The organism is Streptomyces sp. NBC_00388 (assembly GCF_036061255.1).
Classification (GTDB): domain Bacteria; phylum Actinomycetota; class Actinomycetes; order Streptomycetales; family Streptomycetaceae; genus Streptomyces.
Genome location: NZ_CP107948.1, coordinates 6,410,362 through 6,430,656 on the forward strand (window position 1 = coordinate 6,410,362; position 20,295 = coordinate 6,430,656).

19 protein-coding genes are annotated in these 20,295 nt (G+C 71.2%); 15 read left to right on the forward strand and 4 right to left on the reverse strand.

Going from position 1 to position 20,295, the window contains the following annotated elements:
- The 13 genes from OG917_RS28530 to OG917_RS28590 all read left to right on the forward strand — a co-directional run bounded on the left by OG917_RS28530 (position 1) and on the right by OG917_RS28590 (position 13,093).
- Positions 1 to 804, forward strand: a complete 804-nt coding sequence (locus OG917_RS28530) for an MlaE family ABC transporter permease (RefSeq protein ID WP_328320990.1) — start codon at positions 1 to 3, stop codon at positions 802 to 804.
- Positions 801 to 2,042 (forward strand): MCE family protein, encoded by a 1,242-nt coding sequence (locus OG917_RS28535; protein WP_328320992.1) that lies wholly within the window; start codon positions 801 to 803, stop codon positions 2,040 to 2,042. Before OG917_RS28530 ends, OG917_RS28535 begins: the two co-directional genes overlap by 4 nt.
- The gene (locus OG917_RS28540) at positions 2,039 to 3,070 is read left to right on the forward strand and encodes an MCE family protein (protein ID WP_328320994.1); all 1,032 of its coding nucleotides are present in this window, start codon (positions 2,039 to 2,041) and stop codon (positions 3,068 to 3,070) included. The genes OG917_RS28535 and OG917_RS28540 overlap by 4 nt, the downstream gene beginning before the upstream one ends.
- Entirely contained in the window at positions 3,067 to 4,116 is a 1,050-nt protein-coding gene (locus OG917_RS28545; RefSeq protein WP_328320996.1) for an MCE family protein, read from the forward strand. The genes OG917_RS28540 and OG917_RS28545 overlap by 4 nt, the downstream gene beginning before the upstream one ends.
- Positions 4,113 to 5,276: an MCE family protein gene (locus OG917_RS28550; protein ID WP_328320998.1), complete on the forward strand. Its 1,164-nt coding sequence runs from the start codon at positions 4,113 to 4,115 to the stop codon at positions 5,274 to 5,276. Before OG917_RS28545 ends, OG917_RS28550 begins: the two co-directional genes overlap by 4 nt.
- Positions 5,273 to 6,493 (forward strand): MCE family protein, encoded by a 1,221-nt coding sequence (locus OG917_RS28555; RefSeq protein WP_328321000.1) that lies wholly within the window; start codon positions 5,273 to 5,275, stop codon positions 6,491 to 6,493. The genes OG917_RS28550 and OG917_RS28555 overlap by 4 nt, the downstream gene beginning before the upstream one ends.
- Positions 6,493 to 7,755, forward strand: a complete 1,263-nt coding sequence (locus OG917_RS28560; RefSeq protein ID WP_328321002.1) for an MlaD family protein — start codon at positions 6,493 to 6,495, stop codon at positions 7,753 to 7,755. Before OG917_RS28555 ends, OG917_RS28560 begins: the two co-directional genes overlap by 1 nt.
- A complete protein-coding gene (locus OG917_RS28565) occupies positions 7,752 to 8,264 on the forward strand; it encodes a hypothetical protein (RefSeq protein ID WP_328321004.1) in 513 nt (170 codons plus the stop codon). The genes OG917_RS28560 and OG917_RS28565 overlap by 4 nt, the downstream gene beginning before the upstream one ends.
- Positions 8,261 to 8,830: a hypothetical protein gene (locus tag OG917_RS28570; protein ID WP_328321006.1), complete on the forward strand. Its 570-nt coding sequence runs from the start codon at positions 8,261 to 8,263 to the stop codon at positions 8,828 to 8,830. The genes OG917_RS28565 and OG917_RS28570 overlap by 4 nt, the downstream gene beginning before the upstream one ends.
- Before the next feature lie 53 nt (positions 8,831 to 8,883).
- Entirely contained in the window at positions 8,884 to 9,375 is a 492-nt protein-coding gene (locus OG917_RS28575) for a hypothetical protein (protein WP_443059106.1), read from the forward strand.
- Between the two features lie 24 nt (positions 9,376 to 9,399).
- The gene (locus OG917_RS28580; protein ID WP_328321010.1) at positions 9,400 to 10,206 is read left to right on the forward strand and encodes a hypothetical protein; all 807 of its coding nucleotides are present in this window, start codon (positions 9,400 to 9,402) and stop codon (positions 10,204 to 10,206) included.
- A gap of 55 nt (positions 10,207 to 10,261) precedes the next feature.
- Entirely contained in the window at positions 10,262 to 11,497 is a 1,236-nt protein-coding gene (locus tag OG917_RS28585; protein WP_328321012.1) for a lytic transglycosylase domain-containing protein, read from the forward strand.
- Between the two features lie 156 nt (positions 11,498 to 11,653).
- The gene (locus OG917_RS28590) at positions 11,654 to 13,093 is read left to right on the forward strand and encodes a gamma-aminobutyraldehyde dehydrogenase (protein ID WP_328321014.1); all 1,440 of its coding nucleotides are present in this window, start codon (positions 11,654 to 11,656) and stop codon (positions 13,091 to 13,093) included.
- A gap of 31 nt (positions 13,094 to 13,124) precedes the next feature.
- Here OG917_RS28590 and OG917_RS28595 read toward each other — a convergent pair whose 3' ends face one another.
- A complete protein-coding gene (locus OG917_RS28595) occupies positions 13,125 to 15,365 on the reverse strand; it encodes a DEAD/DEAH box helicase (protein ID WP_328321016.1) in 2,241 nt (746 codons plus the stop codon).
- Between the two features lie 218 nt (positions 15,366 to 15,583).
- On the opposite strand from OG917_RS28595, the gene OG917_RS28600 reads away from it, so the two are divergent.
- Together OG917_RS28600 and OG917_RS28605 are read left to right on the forward strand one after the other, a co-directional pair.
- Positions 15,584 to 16,363, forward strand: coding sequence for a VOC family protein (locus tag OG917_RS28600; RefSeq protein WP_328321018.1), 780 nt, complete (start codon positions 15,584 to 15,586; stop codon positions 16,361 to 16,363).
- 70 nt (positions 16,364 to 16,433) lie between these two features.
- On the forward strand, positions 16,434 to 16,679 hold the full coding sequence (locus OG917_RS28605; RefSeq protein ID WP_328321020.1) for a WhiB family transcriptional regulator: 246 nt from the start codon (positions 16,434 to 16,436) through the stop codon (positions 16,677 to 16,679).
- 124 nt (positions 16,680 to 16,803) lie between these two features.
- On the opposite strand, the gene OG917_RS28610 is transcribed toward OG917_RS28605, so the two are convergent.
- From OG917_RS28610 to OG917_RS28620, 3 genes are all read right to left on the reverse strand, one after another.
- Positions 16,804 to 17,781 carry an acyl-ACP desaturase gene (locus OG917_RS28610; RefSeq protein ID WP_328321022.1) on the reverse strand — a complete coding sequence of 326 codons (978 nt, stop codon included), beginning with the start codon at positions 17,779 to 17,781 and terminating at the stop codon, positions 16,804 to 16,806.
- A gap of 154 nt (positions 17,782 to 17,935) precedes the next feature.
- Positions 17,936 to 19,552, reverse strand: coding sequence for an ABC-F family ATP-binding cassette domain-containing protein (locus OG917_RS28615; RefSeq protein ID WP_328321024.1), 1,617 nt, complete (start codon positions 19,550 to 19,552; stop codon positions 17,936 to 17,938).
- A gap of 259 nt (positions 19,553 to 19,811) precedes the next feature.
- Positions 19,812 to 20,228, reverse strand: coding sequence for an SsgA family sporulation/cell division regulator (locus tag OG917_RS28620; RefSeq protein WP_328321026.1), 417 nt, complete (start codon positions 20,226 to 20,228; stop codon positions 19,812 to 19,814).
- Positions 20,229 to 20,295: the final 67 nt, after the last annotated feature.

Consider the following 20,295-nt stretch of genomic DNA (forward strand, 5'->3'; position numbering starts at 1 on the left):
ATGTCCATGCTCGGCTGGCTCGACCGCTCAGGCGACCAACTCGTCTTCTACGTCCGGGCGCTCCTCTGGATCCCGCGCACCCTGCGCCGCTACACCAGGGAGGTCCAGCGGCTGCTCGCCGAGGTCGCCTTCGGCAGCGGTGGCCTCGGGGTGATCGGCGGAACGATCGGCGTGATGATCGGCATGACCCTCTTCACGGGGACGGTCGTGGGCCTCCAGGGGTACGCCGCGCTCAACCAGATCGGCACCGCCGCCTTCACCGGATTCATCTCCGCGTACTTCAACACCCGGGAGATCGCCCCGCTGGTCGCCGGCCTGGCCCTCTCCGCGACCGTCGGCGCAGGCTTCACCGCCCAGCTCGGCGCGATGCGTATCAACGAGGAGGTGGATGCCCTCGAAGCGATGGGCATCCGCTCCATGCCGTACCTCGTGACCACCCGGATCATCGCCGGTGTCGTCGCGATCATCCCGCTGTACGCGATGGGGCTGCTCAGCTCGTATGTCGCCTCCCGCCTGGTGACCGTCCTCTTCAAGGGGCAGTCGTCCGGCACCTACGACCACTACTTCAATCTCTTCCTCTCCCCGGACGACGTCCTGCTCTCGGTGCTCAAAGTGCTGATCTTCAGCGTGCTGGTGATCCTGGCCCACTGCTACTACGGCTTCCGCGCCACCGGAGGTCCCGCCGGGGTCGGTGTGGCGGTCGGCCGGTCCGTTCGCAACGCCATCGTGCTCATCAGCGTCACCGACTTCTTCCTCTCCCTCGCCATCTGGGGTGCGACGACGACCGTGAAGGTGGCGGGATGAACGCGCTGACCGTACGGCGCAGGCTCGCCGGTGTGGTCTTCATCGTGGTGCCCGCGCTGCTGATCTGGCTGTCGATCGCGGTGTACCGCAAGGACTTCACCGACTCGGCGACGGTGCGGGTGGACACGGACACCGTCGGCAGCGAGATGCACCTCAACGCCGATGTGAAGCTGCGCGGGGTGGTCATCGGGCAGGTGCGCGACATCAGTTCCGAGGGGAGCGGCGCCCGGCTCACCCTTGCCATCCAGCCGGACAAGCTGGGCCAGGTCCCCTCGGACGTCACCGCTCAGATGCTGCCGACGACGCTGTTCGGCGAGCGCTACGTCGCCCTCGTGCCCCCGGCCCACACGTCCGGCCGGGCGCTCAGGGCAGGCGACACCATCCCGCAGGACCGCTCGCGCAACGCGATCGAGCTGGAGCAGGTGCTCGACCACGTCATGCCGCTGCTCACCGCGGTCGAGCCGCAGAAGCTCTCCGCCACCCTGACCGCCGTCTCGCAGGCCCTCAGCGGGCGGGGGCAGCAGCTCGGCGACACCTTCGTCACCCTCGACGCGTACCTGAAGAAACTCAACCCCCAACTCCCCGTGCTCAACCGGGACATCGCGGAGCTGGTGAAGGTGACCAAGGTCTACTCGGACGCGGCGCCCGACATTCTCACCGCGCTCGACGACTTCACCACCACCAGCTCGACCCTCGCCGAGAAGCAGGCAGAACTGGCGGGCCTGTACGGCACCACCACCAGGACGGCCCAGGACATCACGGCCTTCCTCCAGCAGAACAAGGACAACATCATCCGGCTCTCCGCGACCGGTCGGCCCACCCTGGAACTCCTCGCCGAGTACGCCCCCGAGTTCCCCTGCACCCTGAGCACCCTGGCGGGCTTCGTCCCCGCCATGGACAAGGCGCTCGGCAAGGGCACGGACGAGCCGGGGCTGCACGTCAGCCTGGCCTCCGTCCCCTCGCTGGGGAAGTACACACCGGGCAAGGACACCCCGTCCTACACCGCGAGCGGCGGGCCGCACTGCTACTCCGTTCCCTACATCGGCAAGACCGTGCCGACCGCCGCCACCGGGGCGGGCAAGCCGGACAGCCTCGGGCTGCCCAACTCGCCCCAGGAGAACCAGCTCGTCAACGAACTGCTGGCCCCCGGCGCGAAGACATCGGCGCAGTCCCTTCCCGACTGGAGCAGCCTGCTGGCCGGCCCGGTCTTCCGCGGTGCGGAGGTGAGGCTCAAGTGAAGCGCCGCAGCCTGACGGCTCCACTCGTCAAGTCCCTGGTCTTCGTCCTGGTGACCTCTCTGGCCACCGTGGTACTCGGGCTGAGCATCGCCAACACGGATGTCGGCGACACCGTCTCCTACCGGGCGCGCTTCACCGACGCCACCGGGCTGATGGAGGGCGACAGCGTACGGATCGCCGGGGTGAAGGTGGGGCAGGTCGAATCGGTGAAGGTCGCCGACCGGCGGCTGGCCGAGGTGCGTTTCGCCGTGAAGAAGGGGCGGACCCTGCCCGCTTCGGTCACCGCGTCGATCAAGTACCTGAACATGGTCGGCCAGCGGTACATCGACCTGGAGCAGGGCACCGGTCCCGTCGGGAAGCTCTTCCCGCCGGGGCACACCATCCAGCTCTCGCACACCACACCGGCCCTCGACCTCACCCAGCTGTTCAACGGATTCCAGCCGCTCCTGCAGGGTCTGGCCCCGGCCGAGATGAACCAGCTCGCCAACTCCATCGTGCAGGTGCTCCAGGGCGAGGGCGGCACCGTCGACAGCCTGCTCCAGCACGTCGGATCACTGACCACCACGGTCGCGGCCAAGGACAAGGTCATCGGCCAGGTCATCAAGAACCTCAACACGGTACTGACCACGGTCAACGACCGGGAGTCGGGCTTCAACGACCTCGTCGTCACCCTCCAGCAGCTCGTCTCCGGCTTCGCCGGGGACCGCAAGCCCCTCGGGGACGCGATCACGGCCATGGGAGCGCTGACGACCTCGACCGCCGGACTGCTCCAGGACGGGCGCGCACCGCTCAAGAAGGACATCAGCGAACTCGGCAGGGTGTCGGAACAGCTCGGTGACGCCGCGCCGCAGCTCCAGGACTTCCTGCAGAAGACACCTGCCAAGATGCAGGCCGTCACCCGGCTCGCCTCCTACGGGTCGTGGCTCAATCTCTACCTCTGCGAGGCCCGGGTGTCGGGCGTCACCACATCGGACGGCAGCAAGCCGCCCACCGGTATCGCCGTCACCGAAGCGAGGTGCCAGGGATGAACGCACCCCGCCTGCGGCTCCCGCGGTTCAAGCCCGTCCGGGAGCGCAACCCGGTCGCCGTGAGCCTTGCCGGGCTGCTGGTCCTCGCACTGATCGGGCTGGCCGCCTACCGCGCCGACTCGCTCCCCTTCATCGGCGGCGGCACGACGTACACCGCCGACTTCACCGAGTCGGCGGGGCTCAGCCCCGGTGACGAGGTACGGATAGCCGGGGTCCGGGTCGGCCAGGTGAAGGCGGTGGCACTCGACGGTGCCAGGGTGAAGGTGTCCTTCAAGGTCAAGGGCGCCTGGGTCGGTGACTCCAGCACGGTGGCCATCGCCATCAAGACCCTGCTGGGCGACAAGTACCTGGCGCTCGACCCGGTCGGTGCGGGAGCGCAGAATCCGGCGGCCCGGATCCCGCTGAGCCGCACCACATCGCCGTACGACGTGACCCAGGCGTTCAGCGGGCTGAGCGACACCATCGGCGACCTCGACACCAAGCAGCTGGCCAAGAGTTTCGAGACGATCTCGGAGACGTTCAAGGACTCGCCGCCCGACGTACGGAACGCGGCGACCGGCCTCTCGGCGCTGTCCAGGACGGTCTCGGAACGCGACGCCGAGCTGGCCAGGCTGCTCAAGGGCAGCAAGCAGCTCACCAAGACGCTCTCCGCGAAGAACAGCAGCTTCGACGCCCTGCTGAAGGACGGCAATCTGCTGCTCGGCGAGATCCAGAACCGCCGCGACTCCATACACCTGCTGCTCACCGGGACCACCGACCTCGGTACGGAACTGACCGGCCTGGTCAAGGACAACAACAAGCAGCTGAAGCCGACACTGACCGCTCTCGACAAGGTCACCACCATCCTGCTGAAGAACCGCAAGAGCCTGGACAAGGCCCTGTCGCTGGCCGGCCCCTACTACCGGCTCGTCGGCAACACCCTCGGCAACGGCCGCTGGTTCGACAGCTACATCTGCGGGCTCGTCCCGAAGAACTACCTGCCAGCGGGCACACCTCCGGCCACCGGATGCATGTCGCCCCGGCAGAACCAGGGGGGCAGCCGATGAACCGCACCACCAGGCGCGCGGTGGGAATCGGAACCGGACTCGTGCTGATCGCGGGCGTGGCCACCACCGGTGTGCTCGCCCTCGACAGTGCGGGAGGCCACCGGGTCACCGCCTACTTCGACCGGGCCACCGGCCTCTACGCCGGTTCCGACCTGCGGATCCTCGGAGTGAAGGTGGGCAAGGTCGACTCCGTGCGGCCGGAGGGCCGCGAGGTACGGGTCGTCCTCGTCCTCGACGAGGGCGTGAAGGTCCCGGCTGACGCCCGCGCCCTCATCGTCGCGCCGAGCATCGTCGCCGACCGGTACGTCCAGCTGTCGCCCGCGTACACCAGCGGCCCGCAGCTCAAGGACCGGGCGACGCTCGCGGCGGCCCGCAACGCCACCCCCGTCGAGGTCGACCAGCTGTACGCCAGCGTCACAGAGCTGGCCACCGCACTCGGCCCCAAGGGGGCCAACTCCCAGGGCGCGCTGAACGATCTGCTCAAGACCGGCGCGGCCAACCTGGACGGCAACGGCAAGGCGATCGGGGACTCGATCGAGCAGTTCGGCAAGGCGGCCAAGACGCTCGACAAGAGCAGCGGCAACCTCTTCGACACGCTTTCCTATCTCCAGTCCTTCACCGCGATGCTCAAGGGGAACGACGGAAAGGTGCACACCGCGGAGCAGCAACTGGCCACGGTGACCGGGTTCCTGGACGACGACAAGGACGATCTGGGCACCGCCCTCAAGGAGCTGGGAACCGCGCTCGGCCAGGTGAAGACCTTCATCGAGGAGAACCGCGGCTCCCTCAAGAAGAGCGTCAGCCAGCTGCGGCCGATCACCGACACCCTGGTCAAACAGCGGGCCTCGCTCGCCGAGATGCTGGACGACGCGCCACTCGCCGCCGGCAACCTGCTCAACGCCTACGATCCCGTGCACCGCACCATCGACGGCCGCGGCAACCTCAACGAGCTCAGCATGAACGGCGCACTCACCGCAGCGGCCCCCGGCACACCGGCGGGCGGGGCAGCCGGCGGGGTCCCGGCCGGTGCGGGGCTGGACGGTCTGGTACCCGTCCGGCCGTCGCAGCGCGAGGCGCTGCCCGCGCTGCCGCTTCCCGCGGTCGGCGACGTGTACGGGCCTGCCACCGGGACCACGGCGCAGAAGGGGAGCGCCCGATGAGCCGGACCGCGGACTCCCGCACACCCCGCCCCTCCCGCTCCCGCACCGGCGTCGCCGTCGCGGTCGTCCTGGCGATCGGCTGCACCGTCACCCTCGGCGGGTGCGCCGCACCGTCGTTCTCCGGCATCGAGAGCCTGCCGCTGCCCGGCGGCGCGGACCTCGGCTCCCACCCGTACGAGATCACCGCGGACTTCGCCGACGTGCTGAACCTGGTCCCGCAGGCAGCGGTCAAGGTGAACGACGTGGCCGTCGGCAGGGTCTCCAGGATCACGCTCTCGCCCGGGAACTGGTCGGCGCGGGTCACCATGCGCGTCAACGGCAAGGTGCGCCTGCCGCGGAACGCCTACGCCCATCTCGAACAGTCCAGCCTGCTGGGCGAGAAGTTCATCCAGCTCACCGCGCCCGAGAAGGACGCATCGGCGGACCGGCTCACCGACGGCCAGACCATCCCGATCTCGCGCACCAACCGCAACCCCGAGGTGGAGGAGGTCTTCGGCGCGCTCTCGCTGCTGCTCAACGGCGGCGGCGTCCAGCAGCTCAGGACCATCAGCACCGAACTTAACAAGACACTGGGCGGCCGTGAGCCGCAGATCCGCTCCACGCTCCAGTCGGTCAACACCCTGGTGACCAGTCTGGACGGCCACAAGAGCGACATCACCGAAGCCCTCGACGGCGTGAACCGTCTCTCCGCGACGCTCGCCACCCGCAAACAGGAGATCGGCAAGGCGCTGACCGGGCTCAGCCCCGGGCTGAAGGTGCTGGAGAAGCAGCGCGGCTCCCTGATCACCATGCTCAAGGCGCTCGACACCCTCTCCGGGGTCGCCGTCGACACGGTGAACAAGAGCAAGGCCGACATGGTGGCCGACCTCAAGGCCCTCGCCCCGACACTCCAGCAACTCGCCGACTCCGGCAAGGATCTGCCCGACTCGCTGCAGGTGCTCCTCACCTACCCCTTCACCGACGAGGTCCTGCGCGGTGTGAAGGGCGACTACCTCAACGTCTATCTGGATGTGACGGCCGTGCCGGGGACGCAGATCATTCCGCCGATCACCCTCACCGGGGGAGGAAGCCAGTCGGGGGACACCGCGGCGAAAAAGAAGCAGGGCGCCGCCGGTGCGCCCCCGCTGCCGCTGCCTTCCCTCACCGCTCCGTCCACTCCATCCGCTCCGTCCACCTCGTCTGTTCCGTCCGCCCCGTCAACGGAAGGCGGCCACTGATGGTCACCCGGGCCACCCGGCTGAAGAACATCGCCTTCCTGCTCATCACGGTGCTCGTCCTCGGCTACCTCGGCGCGCGCTACGCCGACCTCGGGCATCTGGTCGGGCTGCGCGGGTACTACGTCGTGAAGGTCGAACTCCCCGAGACCGGGGGGCTCTTCACCCACGCCAACGTCACCTACCGGGGCGTGTCGGTCGGGCGGGTCGGACCGATCAGGCTGACCGCGGGCGGCGTGGAGGCCGATCTGCGGATCAGTGACTCCGCGCCCCCCATCCCGGCCGACCTCAAGGCGTCCGTCGCCAACCTGTCGGCGGTCGGCGAGGAGTACATCGACCTGCGGCCGGCCGCCACCGGCAGCCCGTACCTGGAGGACGGCTCCCGGATCGCCCGGGCGGACGCCAGCATCCCGGCCCCGGTGACCGACGTCCTCACCAGCGTCGACGATCTGACGTCGTCGGTGGACCTGGACGCGTTGCGCACGGTCGTGGACGAGTCCGGCGCCGCGCTCGACGGGCGCGGCGAGGACCTCCAGGTCCTGATGGACAGCAGCAGCGACTTCCTCAAGGCCGCGGACAAGGCCCTGCCCACCGACACCAGGCTGATGACCGACGGCGAGACGGTGCTGCGCACCCAGACGCAGGAGGGCGAAGCGCTGAAGTCCTTCGCCAGGGGGGCCAAGGGCCTGGCCGGACAGCTGGTGGACTCGGACACGGATCTGCGCGCGCTCATCGCGGCCACCCCGGAGGCGGCCACCCAGGTCAGTGGACTGCTCAGGGATCTGAACCCCGACCTGAGCGTGGTCGTCGCCAATCTGCTGACGACATCGGATGTGGCGGTCACCCGGCAGCGCGGTACGGAGGAACTGCTGGTGAAGCTACCTGCGGTGGCCGCTGCGGGGTCGACAGCGATCAACGCGAAGGGAGCACGTTTCGGTATGGCCGTCACCTTCTTCTCACCGTTGCCCTGCACCGCCGGGTACGGCGGGACGACGTACCGCAACGGCCTGGACACCAGCGCCACTTCACAGCTCAACACCGCCGCACGCTGCACCGCGCCCGCCGGCAGCGGCAAGGAGGTCCGCGGATCCGCCCACGCGCCGGGCGGCGGGCCGCTGCCGGCGCCCGCGAAGCCGGGGTCGCTGCTCCTGGGGACCGACGCGGGAGGGTCAGGATCGCTCCCCGGAGCCCTCGGCTCGCCCGCACTGCCCGCCGGAGGCCCCACCGGCCTGGGCGGCCTGCTCGGTCTCGGAGGCGGCGCGTGACCGCCCGCATCCGGGTAGTGTGCTGGGCCGCCGTCGCGGTGGCCGTCGTCTTCTGTGCCGTCTCCGGGTGGGTGTACTGGCAGGCGCACCAGGACACCTCGCTGCGGTACTCGGCCTCCCGGGACGCCGCGCTCGCGGCCGGCCGTGAGCGGGTCGCCGAGCTCAACACCCTCGATGTGAAGCACACCGACACCGGCCTGGAACGCTGGCTGGACGCCTCGACCGGTGCGCTGCACGACAGGCTGGCCTCCACGCGCGCCACCGACCGGACCACCCTCACCAAGGCAGGGACATCCGCCCGGGGCACCGTCACCGGCGCCGCGCTCACCGCGCTCGACGACCGGGCGGGCACGGCGGCGCTGATCGCCACCGTCAAGGTCGCCATCACCCCCAGGGGCGGGGTGGCCACGACCGACCGCAAACGCTTCACGGCCACGCTCGCCCGCACTCCGGACGGCTGGAAAGTCACCGCACTCAGCGCAGTGCCGGTCGGTAAGGAGGGCGCGTGAGCAGCACCGTCGAGGACGCCGGGGTGGAAGCCCCGGACGAGGAGAAGCCCGTGGCGCAGGGCCGCGGTCACCGTCCGGCCCTGGTCGCGGCGTGCCTGGCCGTGCTGCTGCTGGTACTCGGCGGGGCCGGAATGCTCTTCCGCGCCCACCAGTTGAGGACGGCGCCGGCCGCCGGGAACCACGCCCTCACCGACACGGAGGCCACCTCGCAGGTCACCGGGGATGTCAGTGCCACGCTCGGCAAGGTCCTCTCCTACACACCGCAGGCCACCGACGTCACCGCCCAGTCGGCGCGCGAACTGCTCGCAGGCAAGGCGGCGAAGCAGTACACCGCCCTCTTCGGCCAGGTCGGCAAGCGGGCGAAGGAACAGAAGCTGACGCTCACCACCCAGGTGGTACGGGCCGGAGTGACCCGGCTGACCGGCAGGCAGGCGCGGCTGCTGGTCTTCCTCGACCAGACCGCCCAGCGCAAGGGGAAGCCGGCGGGGGCGGTGGCCGCACAGCTGTCGGTCACCGCCGAACTGCGGGGCGGCACCTGGCTGATCACCGATATCACGGCCCGCTGAGGGAGACGTACATGCTCAGGAAGCTCAGGACGGCAAGGAATCCGCTGACGGTCATGGCACTCGCGCCGGCGCTGCTGGCCGCGGGCGCGGCGGGCTGGGGCGGCTGGTCCTGGTACGCGGCCGCGCACGACGACTCCGCCGCGTACGCACAGTCGCGGGACGGGGTGCTGGCCGCGGGGGAACAGGCCGTACAGAACATGAACACGCTGGACCACCGGAAGCTCACGGCCGGGCTCGACGCGTGGGAGGCATCGACCACGGGCGATCTGCACAAGCAACTCACCGATGGGCGGACGCAGTTCGAGAAGCAGATCCAGCAGGCTCAGACCGTCTCCACGGCCAAGGTGCTCTCCGGGGCGGTGACCGAACTGGACGACCGGGCGGGCAGGGCGAGCGTGATGGTGGCCCTGCGGATCACGGTGACCGCGCCGAAGGGCAAGCCGGCGGAGAAGGAGAGCCGGCTGCTCGGCGAACTGACGCGTACGTCCGGGGGCTGGAAGCTCAGCGCCCTGGGCCAGGCGCCCGTCGGCAACACCGCCGGCTGACCCAGGAGAGGAGCTGAGGACGACATGTCTACCACCCGTCATCTCATCAACCGGCAGCGGCGACTGGCGGCCGTGGCCCCGGTGCGCGTCAGGCCGCAGGGCACGGACGCGCACCCGCCGGAGGAGCGGGACGAGCCGCCCGCGGGCCGGGAGCCCGGCGCCCCCGGTCTGCCGGACACCCCTGATACCTCTGACGCGGCAGCCGCACCGGACACGAACCGGTCTCCCACCGCCGAGTCCGAGTCCGAGTCCGAGTCCGAGTCCGAGTCCGGGGCCGCAGGCGGAGAGGCCGCGCCCGCACGTGCGTCACTGCGTGCCTGGGCCCGGCTTCCGCTGGTGCTGGCGGCCCTCACCGTACTGCTCGGCGGGTTCGCCGCCTACGCGGCGACGCGGGCGTCCGCCCTCCACGACTCCGCCGCGACCAGCAACGGCGCGCTGACCGACGTCGCCCGGACGACCGAGGTGAAGGGCCAGGTGACCAGCGCCGTCGACGCCCTCTTCTCGTACGACTACACCAACAAGGCCAAGGCCGACCGGGCCGCGGCGACCCTCCTCACCGGCAAGGCGGTCACACAGCATAAGGACATGCTGGCGGCCGTCCGCGCACAGGCAGCGAAGCAGAAGCTCGTGCTGACCACCACCGTCACCGAGAGCGGCGTGGAGCTGATCGACGGCGACCGCGCACGGGTGTTGCTCTACGCCGATCAGAGCAACACCGGCACCGCGGCGAAGAAGGACCGGACGACCTATGCCGCCGCGATGTTCGCCGTCGACGCGGTCCGCGCGGGCGGCACATGGCGGATCGCGAACATCGACACCTTCACCCGGTGACAGCGCACAGCACGGACACCCCGAAGATTCCGGAATTCCGATGAGGGAGCGGCGTATGAGGCACGTGCGGCGGATGCGGCGGGGACTGGGGGGAAGCGCGGTGGCCGCGGTCGCCATGGCCGCGCTCACCGCCTCGCAGGCGCCGGGGCTCGTCCACCACCAGCTGCCGCAGCCGAAGAGAGCGACCGTACCGGTGGGCGAGGCGACCGCAGAGGTCGAAGGGCCCACGGACAACTCGTTCCACACCGAGATCCCGCCGCTCGTCACGCCGCCCCCGCCGGGCGATCCGGTCGGCGCAGGCGGCGTGGGGCCGGTGTTCGAGCAGTCGGGGATCCCGGCGACCGTACTGGCCGCCTACCGGTCCGCAGAGGCGCAGTTGCGCCGCAGCGACCGCGCCTGCGGGCTGCCCTGGCAGCTGCTGGCCGCGATCGGCAAGGTCGAGTCGGGGCAGGCGCGGGGCGGCGCGGTCGACAAGCACGGGACCACCCTCGCGCCGATCCTCGGGCCGGTGCTCGACGGCGCGGGCTTCGCGCACATCCCCGACACCGACCACGGCGCGTACGACGGGGACGTGACGTACGACCGGGCGGTGGGCCCGATGCAGTTCATCCCGTCCACCTGGGCGGCCTGGGGGCAGGACGGGAACCACGACGGCAAGAAGGACCCGAACAACGTCTTCGACGCCGCGCTCGCCGCCGGGCGCTACCTCTGCGCGGGCCACCGCGACCTGGCGGAGAGCGCCGGGCTGGACAGCGCGATCCTCAGCTACAACCACTCCGGCGCCTATCTGAGGCTGGTGCGGTCCTGGCTGTCCTTCTACCGGAACGGCACGCACGAGGTCCCGGACGGCGAAGGGGTCCTGCCGGAGAGCCCCGGGGCGGGCGGCGCGTCCGGCGGGGGCACACCGCCGGGCAAGGCGCACGGGCGCGGCGGACACAGCGGTGGCGGGCACGGCGGGGGCGGGATCGTCATCGGTCCCGCGCCCTCCCGCTCACCGTCCGCGAGCCCGTCGGGGACTCCGGGCGGTGGCGGCACACCGACGCCGTCCGGCAGCCCGACGGGTGTCCCGGGCGGCAGCGGCTCGCCGACACCGGGGCCGCCGGACAGCTCATCGCCCGACCCCGGCGGCAGCACACCCCCGGGCTGCCCGTCGCCGTCACCGTCCGGCCCGCCCACGGCGGAGCCGAGCCCGACGGGGACCCCGGGCGACGGCTGCCCCTCCGGTCCAGGTGAGCCGGGAACGGGGGAGGGCGGCCCGGGCACCCCGACCGCGGGGCCCACCTCTCCCTGATGTCTCCCCGATGCGGCTCCCGCCGTGCGTGGCCGGGTCCGGCCCCGGCGCACGGCCGGCCCGCCCACCGACTGCGCCGCTCTGTACAGCGCGGCGCAGTCGGGTGCTCCACATTGTCCGGTCACGCGGGCTGCGGATTCCGTGAGGCTGGTGTGCATGCTGCGCAACTACATCAACGGTGAGTTCAAGGAGGCGGCCGACGGCCGCACTCTCGATGTGATCGACCCCTGCACGGGCGAGGTGTACGAGACCTCCGCGCTGTCGGGGGCCGCCGATGTCGACGCCGCCATGGAGGCCGCGGCCGCCGCGTTCCCCGCGTGGCGCGACGCGACCCCCGGGGCCCGCCAGAAGGTGCTGCTGCGTGTCGCCGACGTCTTCGAGGAGCGGGCGGCCGAGCTGATCGCCGCCGAGGCCCGTGACACCGGCAAGCCGCTCGCGCAGCTCACGGACGACGAGCTCCCGCCGGTCGTGGACCAGATCCGCTTCTTCGCGGGCGCTGCCCGGCTGCTGGAGGGCCGGTCGGCGGGCGAGTACATGGAGGGGCTGACCTCCATCGTCCGGCGCGAGCCCGTCGGTGTCGTCGCGCAGGTCGCGCCCTGGAACTACCCGCTGATGATGGCCGTCTGGAAGTTCGCCCCGGCGCTCGCGGCCGGCAACGCGGTCGTCATCAAGCCCTCCGACACCACGCCCGCATCGACCGTGCTGGTCGCGGAGATCATCGGCGGGGTGCTGGCGGAACTCGGCCACAGCCAGGGCGTGTTCAACGTCGTCTGCGGAGACCGGGAGACCGGCCGGCTGATGGTCGAACACCCCACCCCGGCGATGGCCGCCATCACCGGCTCGGTGCGGGCGGGCATGCAGGTCGCCGCTTCGGCGGCCAAGGACGTCAAGCGGGTCCACCTGGAGCTGGGCGGCAAGGCACCGGTCGTGGTCTTCGGCGACCTCGACGCCGCGGCGCTCACCAAGGCCGCCGGGGACATCGCGGTGGCCGGTTACTTCAACGCGGGCCAGGACTGCACGGCGGCGACCCGGGTGATCGTGCACGAGTCCGTCCACGACGCCTTCGTCGAGGCGCTCGCCAAGGCCGCGACCGCCACCAGGACCGGTGGCCCGGACGACACCGACGCGTTCTTCGGCCCGCTGAACAACGCGAACCAGCTGGCCCAGGTGGCCGGGTTCATCGACCGGCTCCCCTCCCACGCCACGGTCGAGGCGGGCGGCCACCGGGTCGGTGACCAGGGGTACTTCTACGCCCCCACCGTCGTCTCCGGGCTGCGCCAGGAGGACGAGATCATCCAGAACGAGGTCTTCGGGCCGGTCATCACCGTCCAGTCGTTCAGCACCGAGGACCAGGCCGTGGCCTACGCCAACGGCGTCGACTTCGCGCTCGCCTCGTCGGTATGGACCAAGGACCACCAGCGCGCGATGCGGATGTCCAGGAGCCTGGACTTCGGCTGCGTGTGGATCAACAACCACGGTGCGCTCGCCGCGGAGATGCCGCACGGAGGGTTCAAGCTCTCCGGCTACGGCAAGGACCTCTCCGCGTACGGGTTCGAGGACTACACGCGGATCAAGCACGTCATGACCGCGCTCTGACACCGGTGAGGGTCCGCGGGGACGCGGGCCCTCACCCCTCCCGGGCCGGGCTGCTCCGCTCCCGGGTCTCCTGCCCGGGAGCTCCCTGTCCGGGGATCTCGCGCTTCGCCAGGAACAGTCGCAGCTGCTCCTCCTCCACGATCCGCCGGGCGAGGTTCCCGTCGGACACATCGACGGCTTCGGGGGCCGCCTCGGCCACCTCGCTGCGCCGGGCGTACGCGTCGAACAGTCGCGTCTTGTCTGCCAGCACGCCGAGTATCCGGGTATCCACGCTGTCGGCGGCCAGCAGCCGGTGCACCCGCACCGTCCTGACCTGGCCCATCCGGTGGGCGCGGGCGACGGCCTGGTGCTCCGTGCTGGGCTTGATCTGCGGCTCGCACAGAATGACGACGGACGCCGCCTGCATGTTGAGGCCCACCCCGCCCGCCTGGAACTGGCTCAGCAGCACCGCGTGGCCGGGGGCGGCGGAGAACGCGTCGACCAGTTCCTGGCGGCGGGCGGCCGGCACACCCCCCTCGACCGGGCCGATGGCGGTCCCGCCGAGCGCCGCCGCCACCGTGGCCAGCACATCGCGGAAGTACGAGAACACGACGACCTTCAGCCCGTTGGCGGCGGCGTCACCGACCAGCTCGCGCAGCCGCCGCAGCTTCGCCGAGCTCTCCGGACGGGCGTACGCGGCCCTGCGCATGCGCAGGAAGTGCCCGTCCGCCACGGCCTCGCGGTAGGCGGCCAGATCCCCCGCGCTGAACGCCTCCCACTCGTCCACGTGGACCAGCGCGGGAAGCTCCGGGAGGACGTCCTCCTGGTTGCGGCGCAGATAGGCAGGGGCGACCGCCCTGCGGAACACCTGGGAGCCGGCTGCCGCGTCACCGTCCCGGACCATGGGCGCAAGCTCGGGCTGGAGCCTGTGGACCAGACTGCGGAACTCCTCGACCCGGTTCTCCATCGGAGTGCCGGTCAGGAAGAGCACCCGTGCCGACGGGGCGCTCCAGTCCGCCACGGCCCGGGCCCGCCGGGTGAGCGGGTTCTTGACGAAGTGGGCCTCGTCGACGACGAGCATGCCGGGGTGTACGCCGCCAGGGACGGCGAGGAGATGCAGTACGTCGAAGGTCGTGACGGCCACGCCGCCCTGTTCGCACCAGTCGGCGAAGGCCGTCCGGCGGGCCGGACCGTGCACCGGCCGCGCGGTCAGAGTGCTGCGCGCGCTCACCTCGCGGGTCCAGTTGATCAGTACACCGGCCGGACAGACGACCAGGAAGTGCGTCGTGCCGCCCGCCGCGAGGTGGGCCATCGCGGCGATCGCCTGCACCGTCTTGCCGAGCCCCATCTCGTCGCCGATGATCACCCGGCGCTGCACCAGCGCGAACCGTGCCCCGAAGGACTGGTAGCCGCGCAGGGACACCCGCAGCCGGCTGTCGTCCAGTTCCTGGGCGCGGACCCGCTCCGCGATGCCCGAGGGTACGAAGCCCTCCGCTGCGGCCGGGTCGGCGCCCCGGCCCGCGAACTCCGCGAGCAGGCTGTAGTACTCGGCGGAGCGCAGCTCGAAGCCGACCCACGCCTCGGCGTCGGAGGCGGGCACCCGCAGCAGATCCGCCGAGACCTGGGCGAACAGCAGCGGCTCCCCGTCCGCCGCCGACTGCCGGGTGAGTTCCCCGAGGGCGCCGAGCGCGGCGAGGATCTCCGCACGCCGCGCCCGGCCGGCCAGCGCGGTCCTGAGCCTGCCACGCGCCGGACGGGCCCCGGGGAGCAGCCGGTCGAGCCCGGCGCCGAGCCGCTGCGCGGCGTCGTGGGCGCGGCGCAGCTCGGGACCGGCCTGCGCCAGCGCGTGCAGGGCTCTGACGAGCGCCGTCGTGCGAGGTTCGGGACGGTCGATGTCGATCCGTACGGTGACGGTCTCCTCGACAGCCCTGGCGATCTGGCCGGCGGCCGCCACGGCCTGGTCGGCGGTCTGGGCCCCCACGCCGGGCAGCTGCCGCAGCGCGTAGCGGCCGGCGTCGTGCACCTGGGCGACCGTGGTGAAACCGGCCTGTTCCAGGGCGCCCAGCCGGAGCCGGCCCTCGGTGACGTCCCGCAGCCGTGACAGCGGGATCGGTTCCAGCTCGCCCCTGGCCAGTTCCTGCTGGAGCGGGGCGAGCGCGCTCCGTACGGCGTCGGCGGCCGATGCCCGGTCGGCGACGACCGCCCGCGCCGCGCCGAGCAGCCGCTCCGCGTCCAGGAGGATGGCCCGGGCTCTTCTGCCGGCCCGGGCCGGCTGGTGCTTCACGCCGCTCACCGGAGGGATGATCTCACGCGTTGCGGCGCATTCCGGCCGGACCGCGGCTGTGCCGGAGAGGCGGGAGCCCGGCTCCCGGGCGTGGACCCGGTACGCCATCGGGGTAGCCGCGCTACCCGCCCGGCGGTACCGCGACACCCGTCCGCACCGGATGGCCGGTGCCCGGTGCCAGACTCGGGAACGCAGTCCGGCGGAGGCCACGAACCGAGGAGCGCACCATGCTGAGCATCCCGTCCGTCGCAGGCTCACCCAGCTGGATCGCTCTGGCGACCCCGGACCAGGAGGCGGCCAACGCTTTCTACGGCGCGCTCTTCGGCTGGGAATTCCGGCCCGCGGGACCCGGATCCGGCGGGCACGGCAGGTATCTCCTGGACGGGAGGACGGTCGCAGGGTCGGTGCAGGGGACACAGGAGCGGCCGGGCGGGCCGTCCTGGTCGGTCTGCTTCCACTCCGCGGACACCGGGGCGACCGGGCGGGCCGTCGTGGCGGCGGGCGGGAGCGCGATGTCAGGACCGCACGAAGTGGGCTCGCTGGGCCGCCTGTCCGGATTCCGGGACTCGACAGGTGCGCCCTTCTCGGTCCGGGAGCCGGGGGACCGGCCGGGCATGGAGGTGGTGAACGACCCGGGCACGCTCTGCTGGACCGAGCTCCACACCACGGATGTCCCCGCTGCGGCGGCCTTCTACCGCTCGGTGTTCGGCTGGGAGATCAACTCCGCGCCGTACCCCGGGGGTACGTACACGATGGCCGCGCCTGCGGGGCGCGGCCCCGAGGCGAACACCGGGGGTTTCGTCCGGATCGCCGGGGCCGGAGCGGGACACTGGCTGCCGTACTTCGAGGTGTCCGACACGGATGCGGTGGCGGCCTCGGCGCGGCGGCTGGGCGGCTCCGTCGAGATGGAGCCGGTCGATCTGCCGGGTGTGGGCCGGCTGGCCAGGGCGACCGATCCCCACGGGGCGCGGTTCTCACTGATCACGAGCGTTTCGGCCGCTGCGTGAGCCCCTGCCGGGAGCGCTCGTTCATCGTTTGTTGAACGGACATTGATCGCTGCCGGGCACTGTGGCCGTCATGTCGATCACCACCAGCAAAGAGCCTGAGCTCGCCTGGCAGGAGCGGGCGCTGTGCGCCCAGACGGGGCCGGAGTTCTTCTTTCCCGACCCCGGGAGCTCCACGCGGGAGGCCAAGCGGCTCTGCGGAATCTGCGAGGAGCGAGTGGCCTGCCTGGAGTACGCACTCGACCACGACGAGCGGTTCGGAGTCTGGGGCGGGCTCTCCGAGAAGGAGCGGCACGGCCTGAGACGCGCCGCGAGCTGACCCCGGCCGCTCCGGGCGCGGCACCGGGAACACCGGAGCGCCGCCACCCGGCGGCCGCGTGTGCGGTGCCGGCCGGGGCGGCGGCGCTCCGGACAGGGACGGGGCGGATGCGGGCCCCGGAGACCTACGAGGCCTGGGCGCGGGCGGCCATCCGGGCCTTGCGGGCCGCCAGCTTCGCGTCGAACTTGGCTGCCTCGCTGTCCAGGCCGCCCATGTACATCCCGAGCTCCTCCTGCGCCTTCAGTCCCTCCGGGCCGAGCCCGTCGATGTCCAGGACCTTCAGGTAGCGCAGGACGGGCTGGAGCACGTCGTCGTGGTGGATCCGCATGTTGTAGATCTCGCCGATCGCCATCTGCGCGGCGGCCCGCTCGAAGCCCGGCATGCCGTGTCCGGGCATCCGGAAGTCGACGACGACGTCACGCACGGACTGCATGGTGAGATCCGGGGCGATCTCGAAGGCCGCGCCCAGCAGGTTGCGGTAGAAGACCATGTGCAGGTTCTCGTCGGTCGCGATCCGCGCCAGCATCCGGTCGCAGACCGGGTCGCCCGACTGGTGGCCCGTATTGCGGTGCGAGACCCGCGTGGCGAGCTCCTGGAACGCGACGTAGGCGACCGAGTGGAGCATCGAGTGCCGGTTGTCGGACTCGAACCCCTCGGCCATGTGCGCCATCCGGAACTGCTCCAGCTTGTCCGGGTCGACGGCGCGGGAGGCCAGCAGGTAGTCGCGCATCACGATGCCGTGCCGGCCCTCCTCGGCGGTCCAGCGGTGCACCCAGGTGCCCCAGGCGCCGTCGCGCCCGAAGAGCGAGGCGATCTCGTGGTGGTAGCTGGGGAGGTTGTCCTCGGTCAGCAGGTTCACCACGAGCGCGGTCCTGCCGATGTCCGTGACCTTGGACTGCTCGGGCTCCCACGCCTTCCCGTCCTCGAAGAAGCCGGGGAAGTTCCGGGCGTCGGAGAACGGTACGTACTCGTGGGGCATCCAGTCCTTGGCCACGGAGAGATGGCGGTTGAGTTCCTTCTCCACCACCTCCTCCAGCGCATACAGCAGCCGGGCGTCTGTCCACGCGTCCGTACTGCCGAGGTGGGGAGAGGTGATCGTCACGGGGGCTCCTGGGGACGGGAGTAGTTACCTACGGATTCGTAGGTTACGTATCCGTAGGTTAAGGCGGCAGTAAGCCTCAGCCAACCCCCGTATCCGATATGTCCCGTTACCGTCAGCTATGCCGCCAGGTCAGCCCCGGTTTCGGAGAGCCATGTCACGCCTCCGGCCCGGGCTGTTCGCTCCCGCCCAGTGTTAGCCAACGGGTGATGCCGACCGACTCCAGGAAGGGCTGGTCGTGACTGGCCACGATCAGCGCTCCCTCGTAGGACTCCAGTGCGACCGTCAGCCGGCGCACGCTGGCCATGTCGAGGTTGTTGGTCGGCTCGTCGAGCATCAGCAGCTGCGGGGCCGGCTCGGCCAGCAGCAGCGCGGCCAGCGCCGCCCGGAAGCGTTCGCCGCCCGAGAGCGTACCGGCCGGCTGGTCGGCGCGCGCCCCCTTGAACAGGAACCGGGCGAGACGGGCCCGGATCAGGTTGTTGCCGGCGTCCGGCGCGTTGCGCGCCACGTTCTCCACGACGGTCAGCCTGTCGTCCAGCACGTCGAGCCGCTGCGGCAGGAACCGGAGCGGGACATGCGCCGTCGCCTCTCCGGAGACCGGCTCCAGCAGTCCCGCGATGGTCCGCAGCAGCGTGGTCTTCCCCGCTCCGTTCCGTCCTACCAGGGCGATCCGCTCGGGTCCGTGCGCGGTGAACTCGCCTTCGACGCCGCTTCCGTACGGCAGGCGGAGATCCCGCAGGGTCAGCACGCCCCGGCCGGGGTGCACCTTCGTGTCCGGCAGCTCGATACGGATCTCGTCGTCGTCGCGCACCGCGTCCGCCGCCTCGCTGAGGCGCTCCCTCGCGTCGTCCAGCCTCCCGGCGTGCATGATGCGGTGCTTGCCCGCCGACTCCTGGGCCGCGCGTTTCCGCGCACCCATCACGATCTTCGGCTCACGCTTGTTCTCCATCATCTTCTGGCCGTACCGCTTGCGGCGCGCCAACTTGACCTGTGCGTCTGCCAGTTCACGCTTCTGCTTCTGCACGTCGGCCTCCGCGACGCGCACCATGCGCTCGGCCGCGTCCTGCTCCACGGCCAGCGCCTCCTCGTACGCGGACAGGGCTCCGCCGTACCAGTGGACCTCGCCGTCCCGCAGGTCGGCGATCTGGTCGACGCGCTCCAGGAGCTCACGGTCGTGGCTGACCACGACCATCACGCCGGGCCATGCGTCGACCGCCGTGTACAGCCGCTGCCTGGCCTGCCGGTCGAGGTTGTTGGTCGGCTCGTCGAGCAGCAGTACGTCCGGCCTGCGCAGCAGCAGCGCGGCCAGCCTCAGCAGGACGGACTCGCCGCCCGACACCTCGCCGATGGTCCGGTCGAGGCCGATCGATCCCATCCCGAGCTGGCCGAGCACCGCGTGGGCGCGCTCCTCGACGTCCCAGTCGTCGCCGATCGCCGCGAAGTGCTCCTCGCTCGCGTCTCCCGCCTCGATGGCGTGCAGCGCGGCACGCCGGACGTCGATGCCCAGCGCCTGGTCCACGCGCAGCGCGGTGTCGAGGACGAGATCCTGCGGGAGGTAGCCGATGTCCCCGGTGACGCGGACGGCTCCGTCCGCCGGGGTCAGCTCACCGGCGATCAGCCGGAGCAGAGTCGACTTCCCCGAGCCGTTGACGCCGATGAGGCCCGTCCTGCCGGGACCTACAGCCAGCTGGAACCGGTCGAGGACCGAGGTGCCGTCCGGCCAGGAGAAGGAGAGCGCGGTGCAGGAGATATGGGTGGACGAGTGGGTTGACATACGGGTCTCCCGGTTGCTGCGAAAAGGGGTGGGGGCAACGGGTGGAGACACCGCAGGGCACGGAGAAGGCCCTGTTCCGGGAGGACAGCTCGAATACCGAGGTCACACGCGGTGCGCGCAGGTGTGTTCACTGCACGGCACGGTGTCTCAAGACCTCAGTAGCGCAATGTCCTGCTCCGATCGGCGACGACAGGGCCGAGGAGAACGTTACGGCCGATCAGGTCCGGCCGCAAAGCAATAAGCGATGAGGGCGCGACCCTCAGCAGGCGTCGCGGAGCAGTTCGAGGACGTCCTGGTCCACGTCGAGGTACCGGTGCTCACGCCCGGCGGGTACGAGCGCCTCGGTCCGCTTGAGGAAGCGACGCAGCTCCGTGGTGTGGATGTGGACCATCGCGACGCCCTCGCGGGAGTGGAACTCCAGGACGGTCCGGTCGTAGCCGAAGGGCCGCACCCGTACGTCACCCACGCCGGCGGGCGCACGGACGCCCGCGGCCAGCAGGTCACGCGCGAACGCCCAGGAGACCGCCACGCCCGCCAGCGTGGCCTGCGGCGGGAAACCCACGCTGACGGCGAACGGGTCCGCACGGTCGTAGCGCAACGTGGTCGGGACGGTCTCCATCCGGGGTGCGGGTGTGACCAGGCGAGCCTGGACAGCCTGTTCGACGACATCGGGCAAGGTCTCGCTCCCTTCTCGCGGTTCGGCCGGCGGTGCTTCCTCGAAGGGTCAGACGTCCGGTGGGACC